The 13,810-nt window shown below is 37.8% G+C and carries 19 protein-coding genes; 17 read left to right on the plus strand and 2 right to left on the minus strand.

Annotated features, from left to right (window positions below):
• Window positions 1-121 precede the first annotated feature (121 nt).
• Window positions 122-634: a hypothetical protein gene (locus BLP54_RS04555; protein WP_090167233.1), complete on the minus strand. Its 513-nt coding sequence runs from the start codon at window positions 632-634 to the stop codon at window positions 122-124.
• 194 nt (window positions 635-828) lie between these two features.
• Between BLP54_RS04555 and BLP54_RS04560 the strand changes: the two genes are divergently transcribed.
• Window positions 829-1,461: a type IV toxin-antitoxin system AbiEi family antitoxin domain-containing protein gene (locus BLP54_RS04560; protein WP_090167235.1), complete on the plus strand. Its 633-nt coding sequence runs from the start codon at window positions 829-831 to the stop codon at window positions 1,459-1,461.
• Window positions 1,461-2,315, plus strand: coding sequence for a hypothetical protein (locus tag BLP54_RS04565; protein WP_090167237.1), 855 nt, complete (start codon window positions 1,461-1,463; stop codon window positions 2,313-2,315). Before BLP54_RS04560 ends, BLP54_RS04565 begins: the two co-directional genes overlap by 1 nt.
• Window positions 2,316-2,332: 17 nt before the next feature.
• On the opposite strand, the gene mobA is transcribed toward BLP54_RS04565, so the two are convergent.
• On the minus strand, window positions 2,333-2,950 hold the full coding sequence (gene mobA, locus BLP54_RS04570) for a molybdenum cofactor guanylyltransferase (RefSeq protein ID WP_090167239.1): 618 nt from the start codon (window positions 2,948-2,950) through the stop codon (window positions 2,333-2,335).
• Between the two features lie 99 nt (window positions 2,951-3,049).
• On the opposite strand from mobA, the gene BLP54_RS04575 reads away from it, so the two are divergent.
• From BLP54_RS04575 to BLP54_RS04640, 15 genes are all read left to right on the plus strand, one after another.
• Window positions 3,050-4,417, plus strand: a complete 1,368-nt coding sequence (locus BLP54_RS04575) for an aminotransferase class I/II-fold pyridoxal phosphate-dependent enzyme (protein ID WP_090167241.1) — start codon at window positions 3,050-3,052, stop codon at window positions 4,415-4,417.
• A 45-nt stretch (window positions 4,418-4,462) separates the two neighbouring features.
• Window positions 4,463-5,047 (plus strand): nucleoside/nucleotide kinase family protein, encoded by a 585-nt coding sequence (locus BLP54_RS04580; protein ID WP_090167243.1) that lies wholly within the window; start codon window positions 4,463-4,465, stop codon window positions 5,045-5,047.
• A gap of 8 nt (window positions 5,048-5,055) precedes the next feature.
• Window positions 5,056-5,496 carry a YaaR family protein gene (locus tag BLP54_RS04585; RefSeq protein ID WP_090167245.1) on the plus strand — a complete coding sequence of 147 codons (441 nt, stop codon included), beginning with the start codon at window positions 5,056-5,058 and terminating at the stop codon, window positions 5,494-5,496.
• Window positions 5,497-5,528: 32 nt separating this feature from the next.
• Window positions 5,529-6,566 carry a DNA polymerase III subunit gene (locus BLP54_RS04590; protein WP_090167247.1) on the plus strand — a complete coding sequence of 346 codons (1,038 nt, stop codon included), beginning with the start codon at window positions 5,529-5,531 and terminating at the stop codon, window positions 6,564-6,566.
• A complete protein-coding gene (locus BLP54_RS04595; RefSeq protein ID WP_028247178.1) occupies window positions 6,563-7,441 on the plus strand; it encodes a PSP1 domain-containing protein in 879 nt (292 codons plus the stop codon). Before BLP54_RS04590 ends, BLP54_RS04595 begins: the two co-directional genes overlap by 4 nt.
• The gene (locus BLP54_RS04600) at window positions 7,441-8,190 is read left to right on the plus strand and encodes a tRNA1(Val) (adenine(37)-N6)-methyltransferase (protein WP_090167249.1); all 750 of its coding nucleotides are present in this window, start codon (window positions 7,441-7,443) and stop codon (window positions 8,188-8,190) included. The genes BLP54_RS04595 and BLP54_RS04600 overlap by 1 nt, the downstream gene beginning before the upstream one ends.
• Window positions 8,191-9,033, plus strand: a complete 843-nt coding sequence (gene rsmI, locus BLP54_RS04605) for a 16S rRNA (cytidine(1402)-2'-O)-methyltransferase (protein WP_090167251.1) — start codon at window positions 8,191-8,193, stop codon at window positions 9,031-9,033.
• Between the two features lie 14 nt (window positions 9,034-9,047).
• The gene (locus BLP54_RS04610; RefSeq protein ID WP_090167252.1) at window positions 9,048-9,506 is read left to right on the plus strand and encodes a divergent PAP2 family protein; all 459 of its coding nucleotides are present in this window, start codon (window positions 9,048-9,050) and stop codon (window positions 9,504-9,506) included.
• Window positions 9,507-9,551: 45 nt separating this feature from the next.
• A complete protein-coding gene (locus BLP54_RS04615; RefSeq protein ID WP_090167488.1) occupies window positions 9,552-10,310 on the plus strand; it encodes an NAD-dependent protein deacylase in 759 nt (252 codons plus the stop codon).
• Between the two features lie 146 nt (window positions 10,311-10,456).
• Entirely contained in the window at window positions 10,457-10,747 is a 291-nt protein-coding gene (rpsF, locus tag BLP54_RS04620; protein ID WP_028247183.1) for a 30S ribosomal protein S6, read from the plus strand.
• Between the two features lie 24 nt (window positions 10,748-10,771).
• The gene (locus BLP54_RS04625; protein WP_090167254.1) at window positions 10,772-11,209 is read left to right on the plus strand and encodes a single-stranded DNA-binding protein; all 438 of its coding nucleotides are present in this window, start codon (window positions 10,772-10,774) and stop codon (window positions 11,207-11,209) included.
• A 46-nt stretch (window positions 11,210-11,255) separates the two neighbouring features.
• Entirely contained in the window at window positions 11,256-11,510 is a 255-nt protein-coding gene (rpsR, locus tag BLP54_RS04630; RefSeq protein WP_015550621.1) for a 30S ribosomal protein S18, read from the plus strand.
• A gap of 240 nt (window positions 11,511-11,750) precedes the next feature.
• Window positions 11,751-12,296 (plus strand): replication initiator protein A, encoded by a 546-nt coding sequence (locus BLP54_RS16270; RefSeq protein WP_330386129.1) that lies wholly within the window; start codon window positions 11,751-11,753, stop codon window positions 12,294-12,296.
• Window positions 12,297-12,311: 15 nt separating this feature from the next.
• On the plus strand, window positions 12,312-12,620 hold the full coding sequence (locus BLP54_RS16275; protein ID WP_330386130.1) for a DUF6017 domain-containing protein: 309 nt from the start codon (window positions 12,312-12,314) through the stop codon (window positions 12,618-12,620).
• A gap of 18 nt (window positions 12,621-12,638) precedes the next feature.
• Complete coding sequence (locus tag BLP54_RS04640; RefSeq protein WP_090167256.1) at window positions 12,639-13,805, plus strand: relaxase/mobilization nuclease domain-containing protein; 1,167 nt, start codon at window positions 12,639-12,641, stop codon at window positions 13,803-13,805.
• Window positions 13,806-13,810: the final 5 nt, after the last annotated feature.

The raw sequence follows: 13,810 nt of genomic DNA on the forward strand, positions 1-13,810 counted from the left end.
AACTTGTCTTAATAGAATACAATAACGACAATAATAAAATAAAACGACAGTCAAAAATCGTATGACTGTCGTTTTTCTATTTTATAGACTTAAATAAAATTTTTTATATTAGACAAACAATCTATCTATTTATCAGACTATTTATCAAGATTTCTAGTTGATGTGCATTTGTAGTATACAATAATATGCCGTTTGAAGAGTTTATCATAGTGACAACTTTATCTTCAAAAGTGGCAGACTCTGAAAGAAGCTGGTACAGATAATCTTTATATTTACCGTCAGCTTTAAGGAATAAAGTCTCATATTCAGGAAGAGGAACAAGCTCAGCTTTTGTTTTCTTTAGGAGAAAAGCAATCTCTTTATCCTGATTAAGCTGATCCTCTGTTTTATTAATAATAAAGTAGCCGCGCTCATCCTTTGGCATACCAAGAGATTTTACCGCACGCTGCACCTGTTTGGTAAGACTTGCACTGGCAGGATAGAGGGATTGGAAATAGCTCATAAAATCAGCAGCAGTTTTAAAGTGCTCATTTGTACCACGCTCTAAAACCTCAGTCATAAGTATCTTTTTAATTACCTTCTCGCATTCTTTACGGGAAGGATTTTTTCTTAAAGTAATTGTTTCCTCAGACATATTAACCCCCTAAACGACAACTATATTAGTACTAACTCTATTATAGGACTAATAATAATGAAATATACGACAATAATTGACCTTATGTATTGTTAAATACGCTGAATCCCTTGAAGTTAAAGGGTTTGACAGGATTTTTTAAGAATGGGATAATTATAAATAATTACCTCGCAAAGAAGAGAGGAGTGGAAAAAATGGAAATGCTGTTATCACGTGATGAAAAGAGACAATACCAGCTTGAACAGATTAATGATCTAGTAGAAGAAAATGGCGGCCTTGTTAAAACCAGCGATATAGAAGCGCTTGGAGTGGATTATCGCAGAGTACTTGCTTTTGTTGAGGAAGGGTATCTCATAAGAGTAAAAAATGGCTACTACACCACCAAGTATTTTGAATGCACTGAAGATCAGTGGATTTACAAGCTCTTTGGCGAGGACGGAATACTTACAATGGAATCTGCTCTGTATGTATATGGCTATCTTCAGGACAGACCATATAAATGGAGCATTGCCATAAATAAAAATACCAGCAAGTCACGTTTTAACATCGATTATCCAATAATAGAACCATATTACACTGAGCCAGAAGTTATGGAGCTTGGTGTTACTGAGGCAGATTTTGCGGGAGCAAAAATGAAAATCTATACAAAGGAACGTCTTATTTGTGATTTCCTTAAGTATCAGGAAAAGGTAGACAGAGAAGATTTTAAAAATGGCGTATGGGCTTACATTATGGATGAAGATAAGGATGTAGCAAAGCTTATGGAATACGCCAAGGAACGTAAAGTGCTGAAGAAGGTTCAGTCCATGATAGGTGTGTGGCTCTAATGATTAAAAGATTACAGATAAAAGAAAAATCAGAGCAACTGAATATTCCTTTTAAAAATCTCCTGAGTGCAGCTGTAGCAGAGATTATTATCGAGCTTTTATCAGAAGGGCAGTATTGTAATGAGCTATATCTCTGCAACGGTAACGAGTTTAGTCCGGAGGTATACAAGGATTTTTGTATTTCCAACATTTACTATGAGTATGTGAAGGACATAGACGATAAGATGGCTGTTCTATACATGAGGGATATATTAAAGGAGATTATGGCCAAGGCAGCGCTAGAGGCATTTATTGTAAATGGAGCTGTCGATGAAACCGGTATTAAATTAAAGATAACAGTGGATGAGATGTACATTCCACTGAACATATATTTTAGAAAACATAGAGCAGCTAATGAACCAGAAATAATTAAGCTTAAGCTGACAGCTTATGAAAATAGAGTGGTAGATGTTTTGACTAACCCAAAGGAAGAAGAGTTGGTAAAGCATATGGCTGAGATTATTGAGAAGCTCGAGCTGATTAATGATATGGATCATTATTATATAGCGTATGAAATCCTGACAACCTGTCCAGTGAATGGACGAAAGGTTAAGGATAGTCTTGTTAAGCTTTTAGATGAAAAGAAGATCGTCATAGATCATAGCAGGATAGATATGTTAAAAAGCTATGGTGATTATACGTATATGAAAAAAAAGTGGAAAGTGGAATTACGACAAAAAAAGAAGTCCGAACCTCAATGGTCGGACGTAAATATTTGTCTTATGAACTTTTTAGTACCTATTTGGGAAGCTATGGAAGCTAATCTTGTTTTCCTTGGAGACTGGATGCCACAGCTTAAACGCTTCTTAGATTAGTGATATTTATATGGTTTTTAACAGACAAAGTTATGCTTCAAAATTGAGAAAACAGCATAGTAATATGACTGTCTGTCGTTAACCTTGAAAAACTGTTGCTCAGTTGAAACAGGAGAAAGATTAGCTATCTCCTCAAGGTTAATAAGATTAGTATAGCATCGATCCTGAATATAGCTCATTGTAGACTTATTAAAGTAAAAGCTTTTAAAAAGAGTACCAATGCAGCGTTTATTAAATACACCACAAATAGTATCAAGATTATTATCGGAAAACTTAAAAGTAGTTATATCGTAGTTGTAAGACTGTTCATAAAGATAAACAGCAATACGAGGATCCATGAAAGGTGTATCAACAGACATGAAAAATGCCCTGTCACCTGAAAGCATGGTAAGGCATGAAAGGATAGCACCATAAGGGCCAGCATTTCTTGAAATATCAGGAATCTCCTGAGCATCAAGACCTAGATGAGACAGGTCGCCTCTTTCATTTACAGAAAGATAAACTTTATCGAAAAAAGGGCTGAATTTATCGTAGATATATTCAACCATAGTCTTATCCTCAAATGGTAAAAGAGCTTTTTTTGTACCCATGCGGGAGCTATCGCCACCACAAAGAATAACTAAAGTTCTGTTCATGTTGTCCTCCGCTGTCATACTAATTATGTAAAAGTAGGATATAACTTTAATATATATAATATAGATTTTCAAAGGAAAATTAAAGTTACAAAGAGAATTATGAGTTTAAATAAAACATTAGAAGCCTATTCAAAATCAAATATGTATCCGTTTCACATGCCAGGTCATAAAAGACAGCTGGAGGGTGTCAGTAAAATTGACATGACAGAGGTTGAAGGTGTTGATGATTTGCATGATGCAAGTGGTGTAATTGCCGAAGAACAAGGACGAATGGCAAAGCTTTTTGGAGCAGATGAGAGCAGAATTCTTGTAGGTGGTTCAACGGTAGGAAACCTGTCCAGTGTTTATGCATGCTGTAATGAAGGAGATAGTATCATAATTCAGAGGAATTCCCACAAAAGCGTATATAACGCAGTAATGCTTAGACATTTAAAATGTAGTTATGTAGAGCCAGATATTACTGATGACGGAATATTCAACGCAGTTACATTAGAACAGATTAAAACAGCCGTAGAGAAGAATAAGGATTGTCCTAAGGCCGTTGTAATTACTAGTCCAACCTACGAAGGATTTCATGCTCCAATAAAAGAGATAGCAAAGTATTGTCATGATAAAGGAATAATCTTGATTGTGGATCAGGCTCATGGAGCACATTTAGGATTTCATCCTGAGTTTAAAGGTTCGTCAGTAGAAGACGCTGATATCACGATTCAGAGTCTGCATAAAACTTTACCAGCTCTTACTCAGACAGCAGCTATGCATATTTCTGGAAGTCGAGTTGATTTAAACAGGGTTTCAGAGGCATTGGATATATTTGAAACAAGTTCACCCTCATATGTGCTTATGAATTCAATAAGTCAGTGTCTGGATATATTGGAAAACAGTGGGGATTTGTTCAGGGATTATGTGGATAACCTTCATGATTTTTACAGCATCAGTGGAGAACTAAAGCATCTTCAGTTAATATGCGGTGAGACTGACAAAAAAGACCCAGGAAAGCTTATTATATCAACAAAAAATACAAATATAACTGGTGTGGAGCTTGCTAAGATTCTTAGAGAAAAGTATGAGCTGGAGACGGAGCTTTCAAGTTTTTCATATGTACTTGCAATGACAAGTATTATGGACACAAAAGAAGGCTTTGAAAGATTGAAAAATGCTTTAAAGGAAATTGATGCGACTTTAACCGATGGACACATCGAAGTCCCAGATCTTAATATAAAATATAAGAAAGTAATGGAGACTTATCAGGCAAAAGCCGGACGTGAAGACATAATATCCTTGAGCAAAGCTTTGGGAAAAATTTCGGCTGCAATGGTTTGTCTTTATCCACCTGGTGCACCAGTTATAGTGCCAGGAGAAGAAATTAGCGAAGAAGCTATAAAGGTAATAGTCGAGGCAAAGGTAAAAGGACTTCATGTAACAGGCATGGATATTGAAAGAGAAGCTATCGCCGTTGTCAATTAGATTGGGTTAAATTATACTTTATATATAAAAAGACAAGAGGACAGTATGGGTAAGATATTTTGCATAATGGGCAAGAGCTCAACAGGAAAAGACACAATATTTAAAATTTTGCTCCAGAGAAAAGATATAAATGTAAGACGAATTGTTTCGTATACAACAAGACCTCAGCGAAGCCATGAAAAGCCAGGGGAGGAATATAACTTTGTTACCCTTGAAGAAAAGGACAAGCTTGTAGCAGACGGCAAAGTCATCGAAATTCGAAAATACGATACAGTTCATGGTCCATGGTTTTATTTTACGGTAGATGATGGAAATGTAGATTTGGATAATGAAGATTATCTTATGATTGGCACAGTGGAAAGCTTTATGAAAATCCGTGATTACTACGGAGAAGACAAGGTATTGCCGATATATATAGAAGTAGATGATGGAGTAAGACTTAGCCGAGCCCTTGAGCGCGAGCGCATTCAGGAGCATCCAAAGTATGAGGAGATGTGCAGACGTTTCCTTGCTGACCAGCAGGATTTTTCAGAAGAAAATCTTTCAAAGGCTGGCATCACAAATAGATTTAATAATAACGAGGACAGCGCAATTACCAGCGATAACATAGCAGCATTCATAAACAGGTAGGTGTTTTTATGGATATTAGAGTAAGCGATGTAAGTCAGGTGCAACAAACAGAATCAGCCAAATCAACAGCCCCAGTGGATGACACATTTAAGTTCACTCTAGCTTCAGCCATTGATGATGCTGAGCTTCAGGAGAAGCTGACAAATCTCATGAATGATATATCCACTCAGGGAAAACTATTGTCTGAGCATATGGATATCAGAGATATGAAGCGTTACAGGGGATTGGTAAAGGATTTTCTTAACGAGGTTGTAAATCGCTCTCATAAGTTTTCCAGAGAAAATTTCCTTGATCGCCGCGGTCGTCACAGAGTTTATGGAATGATAAAGCTGGTGGATGAAAAGATGGATGAGCTAGCGACAGCCCTTGTTCAGGATGAAAAAGATCACCTAGATATTTTAAACAGAGTAGATGAAATCAGAGGACTTCTTCTAGATATCATCACCTAAGAATTAGCGATAAATTGGGAGAATAACTATTAATGAGTTTCAGTGAAATTATAGGTCAGGAGGATGCTAAGAGCCTCCTTAAAAATGCAGTTAAAACAGGAAATCATAGCCACGCCTATATTTTCAGTGGAGAAAAGGGCTCAGGCAAGATGATGCTTGCAGAAGCATTTGCGACAATGCTTCAATGTGAGAATCCTGCAGATGATGCCTGTGGAGAGTGTCATTCCTGCAAACAGGCCATCAGCCATAACAATCCAGATATTATCTATGTCCACAGAGAAGAGGGCAAAGCAAATATAAGCGTAGATACGGTAAGAGAGCAGATTGTTAATGATGTAGACATCAAGCCTTACAGTAACAAATATAAAATCTATATTGTTGAAGAAGCAGAGAGAATGAATCCTCAGGCGCAAAATGCGATTCTTAAAACAATCGAGGAGCCACCTGAGTATGCAATTATTATTCTGCTGACAGCAAATCACAATGCATTTCTTCAGACCATTCTATCAAGATGCGTGCTGATTCAGATGAAATCCATTGATACAGAAAGTATAAAAAGGATATTACAATCAAAATATGAGATTGTAGATTACCAGTCTGAAATGGTGGCTACCTTTGCTCAGGGAAATGTTGGAAAGGCTATAGCCCTGGCAACAGACTCCAGCTTTAACGAGGTTAAAGACCAGGTAGTTTCCCTCTGTAAAAGAGCAGCAAGAATGGAAGAAAACCAGATATCAGATGAGGTAAAAGCCATCAAAGAAGCCAATGACAGCGATAAAAAAGCTGGTGATGATGAGAAAAAATATCAGGGCTTTGTAGAACAAATGCTAGATTTAATCACCCTTTGGTATAGAGATGTGCTATTATATAAAGCGACATTGAATGATAATCTCCTGCTTTTTAAGGAGAATTCATATGATATACAGGAGCAGGCACAGCGCTGCTCATACTATGGCTTAAACAATATTGTTGATGCGATAGCAGAAGCAAGAGCCAGACTAAATGCTAATGTCAATTTCGAATTGACCATTACGCTTCTTATAGAATCAATCAAGGAGAACAGTAAATGATAAAGGTTATCGGCGTACGCTTTAGAGGCGGCGGAAAAGTATATTACTTTGATCCAGACGGAGTAGAGCTCAAGAGAGAGGATCAGGTTATTGTAGAGACAGTTCGTGGCGTTGAAATCGGAACAGTCCTTTTAGTAGACAAGGAGATTTCAGATGACGAGGTTCCAGGCCCAATCAAGAAAATAATGAGAAAGGCCACAGAGGAAGACAAGAAAAAAGCAGTTAAGAATATCGAGAAGGAAAAGGAAGCACTTAAGATTTGCGAGGAGAAAATCGCAAAGCGTGAGCTTGAGATGAAGCTTGTTGGTGCTGAGTATACCTTCGACAATAATAAGCTTATTTTCTATTTCACAGCTGATGGACGTATTGATTTCCGTGAGCTTGTAAAGGATCTTGCTGCAGTATTCCACACACGCATCGAGCTCAGACAGATTGGTGTCAGAGATGAGACAAAGCTTATGGGTGGAATTGGTATCTGCGGAAGAGAGCTTTGCTGTAAGAGCTATCTTGCAGATTTCGTACCAGTTTCAATTAAGATGGCAAAGGAGCAGAATCTTTCTCTTAATCCTACAAAGATTTCAGGACTTTGCGGAAGACTTATGTGCTGCCTTAAGAATGAGCAGGAGACTTATGAGTACCTTAACAGTCGTCTTCCTGGCATTAATGATACAGTCACAACACCTGATGGTTTCAAGGGTACAGTTCAGTCAGTAAACGTTCTTCGCCAGACAGTCCGTGTACTTTTCGAGGATGGAGATCTTAAGGAGGTAAAGGATTATCCTACAGACCAGCTTAAGTTCAAGCCTAGAAAGCGCAAGGTACAGGTATCTAAGGAAGAGGCCAAGGAGCTTGCCGACTTGGAGGATAAGAATTAATGGAAAATCTTGTTCGCGACGATGAGCGAGTAGATGATCTTCAAATAAACGGATATAAAATCATTCAGCATCCTGACAAATTCTGTTTTGGCATGGATGCTGTCTTGCTATCATCGTTTGCAAAAGTTAAAGAAGGCGAAAAAGCTTTGGACCTTGGTACAGGCACTGGAATTCTTCCTATTCTTTTAGAGGCAAAGACCGATGGAGAGCATTTCACTGGTCTGGAAATCCAGCCAGAAAGTGCCGAAATGGCAAATCGTTCCGTTTTATTGAACGGATTAAGTGATAAAATAGATATAATTGAGGGTGACATTAAGGAGACTTCTAACATTTTTGGAAAGAGCACTATGAACGTTGTGACAAGCAATCCTCCTTATATGACAAATCACCATGGCTTAAAAAATCCAAATGACGCCAAAGCTATTGCAAGACACGAACTATTATGCTCACTGGAGGACGTAATCAGCCAGACCTCAGCAGTTCTTAAGCAAATGGGAAGATGTTATTTTGTTCATCGACCATTTAGACTTGTGGAAATCATCACGTTGATGCGTCAGTACAAGCTGGAGCCAAAGAGGATGAGACTCGTATATCCGTTTGTAGATAAGGAACCCAATATGGTTCTCATCGAAGGCGTTAAAGGAGGCGGTCCACAGCTTACAGTGGAGTCACCACTTATTGTGTACGATGCACCAGGCCAGTACACTAAAGAAATATATGATATTTATGGAATGATAATGGAGAAATAAATGAGCGGAATACTTTACCTTGTTGCAACCCCAATCGGAAATCTTGAGGATATGACATTTCGCGCAGTGCGAATCCTAAAGGAAGCAGATTTAATTGCAGCAGAGGATACCAGAAATTCAATAAAGTTGTTAAACCATTTTGAGATAGATACTCCAATGACAAGCTATCACGAGTTCAACAAGGTGGAAAAAGCCCACACATTGATAGCAAAGTTGAAGGAGGGGCAGAATATTGCAGTTGTAACAGACGCTGGAACACCTGGTATTTCAGATCCAGGCGAGGAGCTTGTAGCAATGTGTTACGAGGAAGGCATCGAAGTTACATCAGTACCAGGTCCTGCCGCATGTATCACAGCTGTGACAATGTCAGGGCAGGCGTGCAGAAGATTTGCATTTGAGGCATTCCTTCCAAAAGATAAGAAGGAGCGCCGTAGAATATTAGAAGAATTAAAAAGTGAAACAAGAACTATAATCATATATGAGGCACCACATCATCTGATAGCCACTTTAAAGGAGCTGACAGAAACACTTGGTGAAGACAGAGGCATTACTCTTTGCCGAGAGCTCACAAAAAAGCACGAGGAAAAGGAAAAGACCACACTTGGAGGAGCGCTTAAGTCTTACGAGACTAAGGATCCAAGAGGTGAGTATGTATTAGTAATTGCTGGAAAGTCTAAGACAGAAGTGATTGAAGAGGCAAGAGCTGCATTCGAGGAGATGACTATTCAGGAACATATGGATATGTATCTGAACCAGGGAATGGATAAGAAAGAAGCCATGAAGGCCGTTGCCAAAGATAGAGGAGTTAGTAAACGAGACATTTACAATGCATTGCTTGATTAGCAAGGGAGATTGAAATGTATATTTTGACTGATTTATTCTTAAATAAAATCTTTATCGCACCAGCAGCAGCCTGGCTTATTGCACAGGCACTGAAAATCATCATTGACTGCTATATTTGCGGTTTCAATAGGGAACGCCTTGTTGAAAGTGGTGGAATGCCAAGTTCACATGCAGCAACAGTAGTTGCATTAGTAGGAATTACAGGTGCATGTATAGGCACAGGTTCTTTTGAATTTGCGTTAGCTTTCTTCTTTGGATTTATAACCTTATATGATGCCAGAGGAGTTCGCTTTGAGACACAGAGACAGGGAAAGGCCTTAAACAACCTCAATGATGAGCGCGAAGAAGAAGGAAAGCAGCCACTTGATATCAAGAGGTTTAAAGAAAAAATGGGTCATACCATGCCAGAATTATTAGCTGGCGGAGTTATAGGAATAATTTGTGCTGTAATAGTTTATTATCTGCCATTCTAGGGCAGTTGAATATTAATATGGAGAGGGGGAATTGTATTGGTAAACATGGATAATATCCAAAGACTCAAAGAAATGATTGATGATAGTTCAAGAATCGTTTTCTTTGGAGGCGCAGGGGTTAGTACAGAAAGCGGTATTCCAGATTTCCGTAGTAAAGACGGTCTGTATAATCAGCACGATGTAAGATTTGATAAGTATCAGCCGGAATATCTTTTGAGTCATAGCTGTCTGATTCATGAGCCAAAGGTATATTTTGAGTTCCATAGACAGAAGATGGACACAAGAAATATCGAGCCAAACAATGCACACAAATATCTTGCAAAGCTGGAGCAGATGGGCAAGCTTAACGGTATTGTTACACAGAACATTGATGGACTTCATCAGAAAGCCGGAAGCAAAGCTGTTTATGAGATTCATGGCAGCGCACTGAGAAATTATTGTATGAAGTGTGGAACCACTTATCCAGTGGATTATATTTTTGATTCTGAAGAGCCTATACCAACCTGTGATTACTGTGGAGGTGTAGTACGTGCAGACATTACATTATATGAAGAAGGACTTCCAGAGGATCAGGTAAATGGGGCAGTGAGAGCCATTGGCTCTGCAGATATGATGATTATTGGAGGAACATCATTAACGGTTTATCCGGCAGCATCCTTTGTAAACTACTTCAATGGAAAGTACATTGTAATAATCAACCAGAGTGAGCTGGCATTTAGAGAGTCAGAAAACACCCTGATTATAAAGGACAGAATAGGCGAGGTTTTCACAGAACTTGCCAAGTTACAAGGGATTACCTTATAAATACGTAAAAATACAAATAAAAATGTGAAAAGCCTTGAAAAATACCTTCTTACATGTTAAAATCTCATTTCGTGGTATAAGATATTATATCCTTGCTAAGCTATGCATTGTAGCTTGGCCTATAGACCAAAAGGAGGTAGAAAAGCATGAACAAGTATGAATTAGCACTCGTTGTTAATGCGAAGATCGAAGACGATGCAAGAACTGCCACAGTTGAAAAGGCAAAGGAGTACATCACTCGCTTTGGTGGACAGATCTCAGACGTCGATGATTGGGGCAAGAAGAGACTTGCTTACGAAATTCAGAAGATGAATGAAGGTTACTATTACTTCATCCACTTTGATGCTGAGGCAGGCGTACCTGCACAGATCGAAGAGAATATTCGCATCATGGACAACGTACTTCGATTCTTATGCGTTAGAGCTGACGAGGCTTAATAGTATAAGACAAGGAGATTAATTATGAATAAAGTTATTCTTATGGGACGTCTCACAAGAGACCCAGAAGTTCGTTACGGTGGAGCAAACAACAGCGCTGTTGCAAGATTCTCTCTTGCAGTTGATCGTAGATTTAAGAGAGACGGCGATGAGCAGACAGCAGATTTTATTAACTGCGTTGCTTTCGGAAAGACAGCAGAGTTCCTTGAGAAGTATGCTCGTAAGGGCACAAAGTTTGTTGTAGAAGGTCGTATTCAGACTGGTTCTTACACAAACAAGGAAGGACAGAAGGTTTACACTACCGATGTAGTTTGCGAGAATGTTGAGTTCGCAGAGAGCAAAAACTCTCAGGGTGGCGGAAGCAGCTTCGACGGTGGCAGCAATTTCGCACCAAGCTCAGACGCAGGCGACGGCTTCATGAATATCCCTGATGGAATTGACGAGGAATTACCGTTCAACTAAGTCAAGGTAACGAAAGCCTTGGCTAACATCAATAGGAGGTTAAATCATGGCTTTTAATAAGACAGGCGATGGTCAGCAGAGAAGAAGACCAATGCATAGAAGAAAGAAAGTCTGTGTTTTCTGTGGTAAGGATAACGTTATCGACTACAAGGATACAGCAAAGCTTAAGAAGTATATTTCTGAGCGTGGAAAGATTCTTCCACGTCGTATCACAGGCACATGTGCAAAGCACCAGAGAGCTCTTACAGTAGCTATCAAGCGTGCTCGTCACGTTGCACTTATGCCATACGTAGCTGAGTAAATCTTGATACTATGAGTATTAGAACGATTTTGATTCAGTTTTGACACCAAATTGACTCCAAAATCATTTGGTAAAATACAGAATGATACGTAATAATACTTAGGTCAGGAGAAATACTTGAACAAATAAGACACTATTTGGATTCAAATCCGAATGGTGTCTTTTTTATTTGTCATTTAAAGATTCTACTAAACCTTTGTCGCAGTTATACCAGCAGACTACAGGAGGGAGATAGCGGATATGAGCGATATTCAGTTCAAGTATTTTTATGGAAATGAATCAGAGTTATTTACATTTTATAGAATTCCAAAGGAATTAATAACGAATCCACGTTTTAAGAATCTGAGTAATGATGCAAAGTTACTTTATGGATTAATGCTAGATAGAATGGCATTATCAGCGAAAAACCACTGGTTTGATAAAAATAATCGTGTTTATATTTATTTTTCAGTAGTGGATGTAATGGAACAATTAAATATTGGGAGAAATAAGGCAATCAAGCTCTTTAAGGAATTAGATAATGAATCTGGAATTGGGTTGATTGAGAAGAAACAGCAAGGTCAAGGTAAGCCAGCGATGATTCATGTAAAGAGCTTTGTAATTGAGGAAGATAAAGAATTTTCCAAGGAGTTTGAAAAACAAACTTCTAAAAGTTTAGAACACAAACCTCAAGAAGTATCGGAAGCAAACCCTAATAATACTAAAGAGAATAATACTAATGGAGTTATTAAATCTAATCATATCGATGTAGATACGATGGATATGGAAAATACAATACGCAATTAGTTAGGAATAGACACATTGATAAATGATGATTCTGAGGATAGTGAGTTGTATGAGGGAATCTATGAATTGGTGGTTGAAACTATGTCTAGGAATGACAAAACCATCGTTATAGCAAGTTGCAGATATCCAATTGAATTAGTAAAAAGAAAACTGCAAAAGCTAAATATGTTTCATGTTCAGTATGTTGTTGAATGCATGTCAAAAAACAGCACAAAAGTAAGGAATATTAAAAAATATATGTTGGCTAGTTTGTTTAATGCTCCAACAACAATAAAAAGCTATTATCAGTCGCAAGTGAATCATGATATGGTTGCAGGAATATAAGGAAAAGAGGGGGAGACTATGGCAACTACTAGATTAATTCCATTGCATTTGAATAAGGGCAAAACAATGGCCCAATGTCTGGAAGATAGATTAGCGTATGCCTTAAATGGGGAGAAAAATGAACAGGGTAAGTATGTGTCTTGTTATGAATGTGATGAGAAAAATGCGGATGTTGAATTTTTACTTCAAAAGAAGATGTATCACAATCAGGTGGCTGAGATACGAGGAAATGAAGTAATTGCATATCAAATCCGACAGTCATTCAAGCCAGGAGAGATTACTCCAGAAAAAGCAAATGAATTAGGTTATGAACTAGCAATGAACTTCACGAAGGGAAACTATTCTTTTGTTGTTTCAACCCATACAGACAAAGCGCATATCCATAACCATATCATATTTAATTCCGTTTCAATTGATGGAAAGAGAAAATTTAAGAATTTTTATTTGTCATCAATGGTGTTACGAAAAATCTCAGATTGCCTTTGTCTGGAAAATGGTCTGTCTGTTATAAAAAAGCCAATGACCCATTCTGAACGAAAGGCAAAAGGAGCATATCCTAGAAAGACTAATTTTAAAGATAAACGCATTGAGTTTCTTAAAGATATTCAAAATAAAACTTTTAAAGGAAAAGGTAAAGGTTACATTACTTGGGCTAAGCGATTTAATGCAAAACAAATGGCAAAGACCATTTTATTTCTTCAAGAAAGAGAAATTTCATCTTATGAAGAACTTTGTAAAATAACAGATGAACGAACAGAACAGATTGATAAATTAAGAAATTCAATGAAGGAGCATGAAGCTCGGCTTGAGAAAAATAAAAAGATGCAGAATGCAATTATCAATTACTCCAAGAATAAGAATTGCTTTGATGCTTACAAGGCAAGTGGCTACAGTAAAAAGTACTATTCAGAACATGAAGCAGAGATTATTAGATTTGAAGCTGCGAGAGAAATATACAAAGAAGTGGGTAACAAAGATTTATTTAATCTAAAGAATCTGCGTGAAGAATATGGAACCATTCTTGAAATAAAGAAATCTGAGTATCGTGAATATAAGAAACTGAGAAAAGACATATATGATTATTACGTAGCACGAAAAAATCTGGAAATGCTCTATATGGATGAAAAGAGAAGAACTGAGAACGAGCGAAAGCGAGAAAACTCACATTTGGAAAATGTGTTGTAGGGCCG

It is taken from the genome of Pseudobutyrivibrio sp. 49, assembly GCF_900100545.1.
In the GTDB taxonomy this organism is placed as follows: domain Bacteria; phylum Bacillota; class Clostridia; order Lachnospirales; family Lachnospiraceae; genus Pseudobutyrivibrio.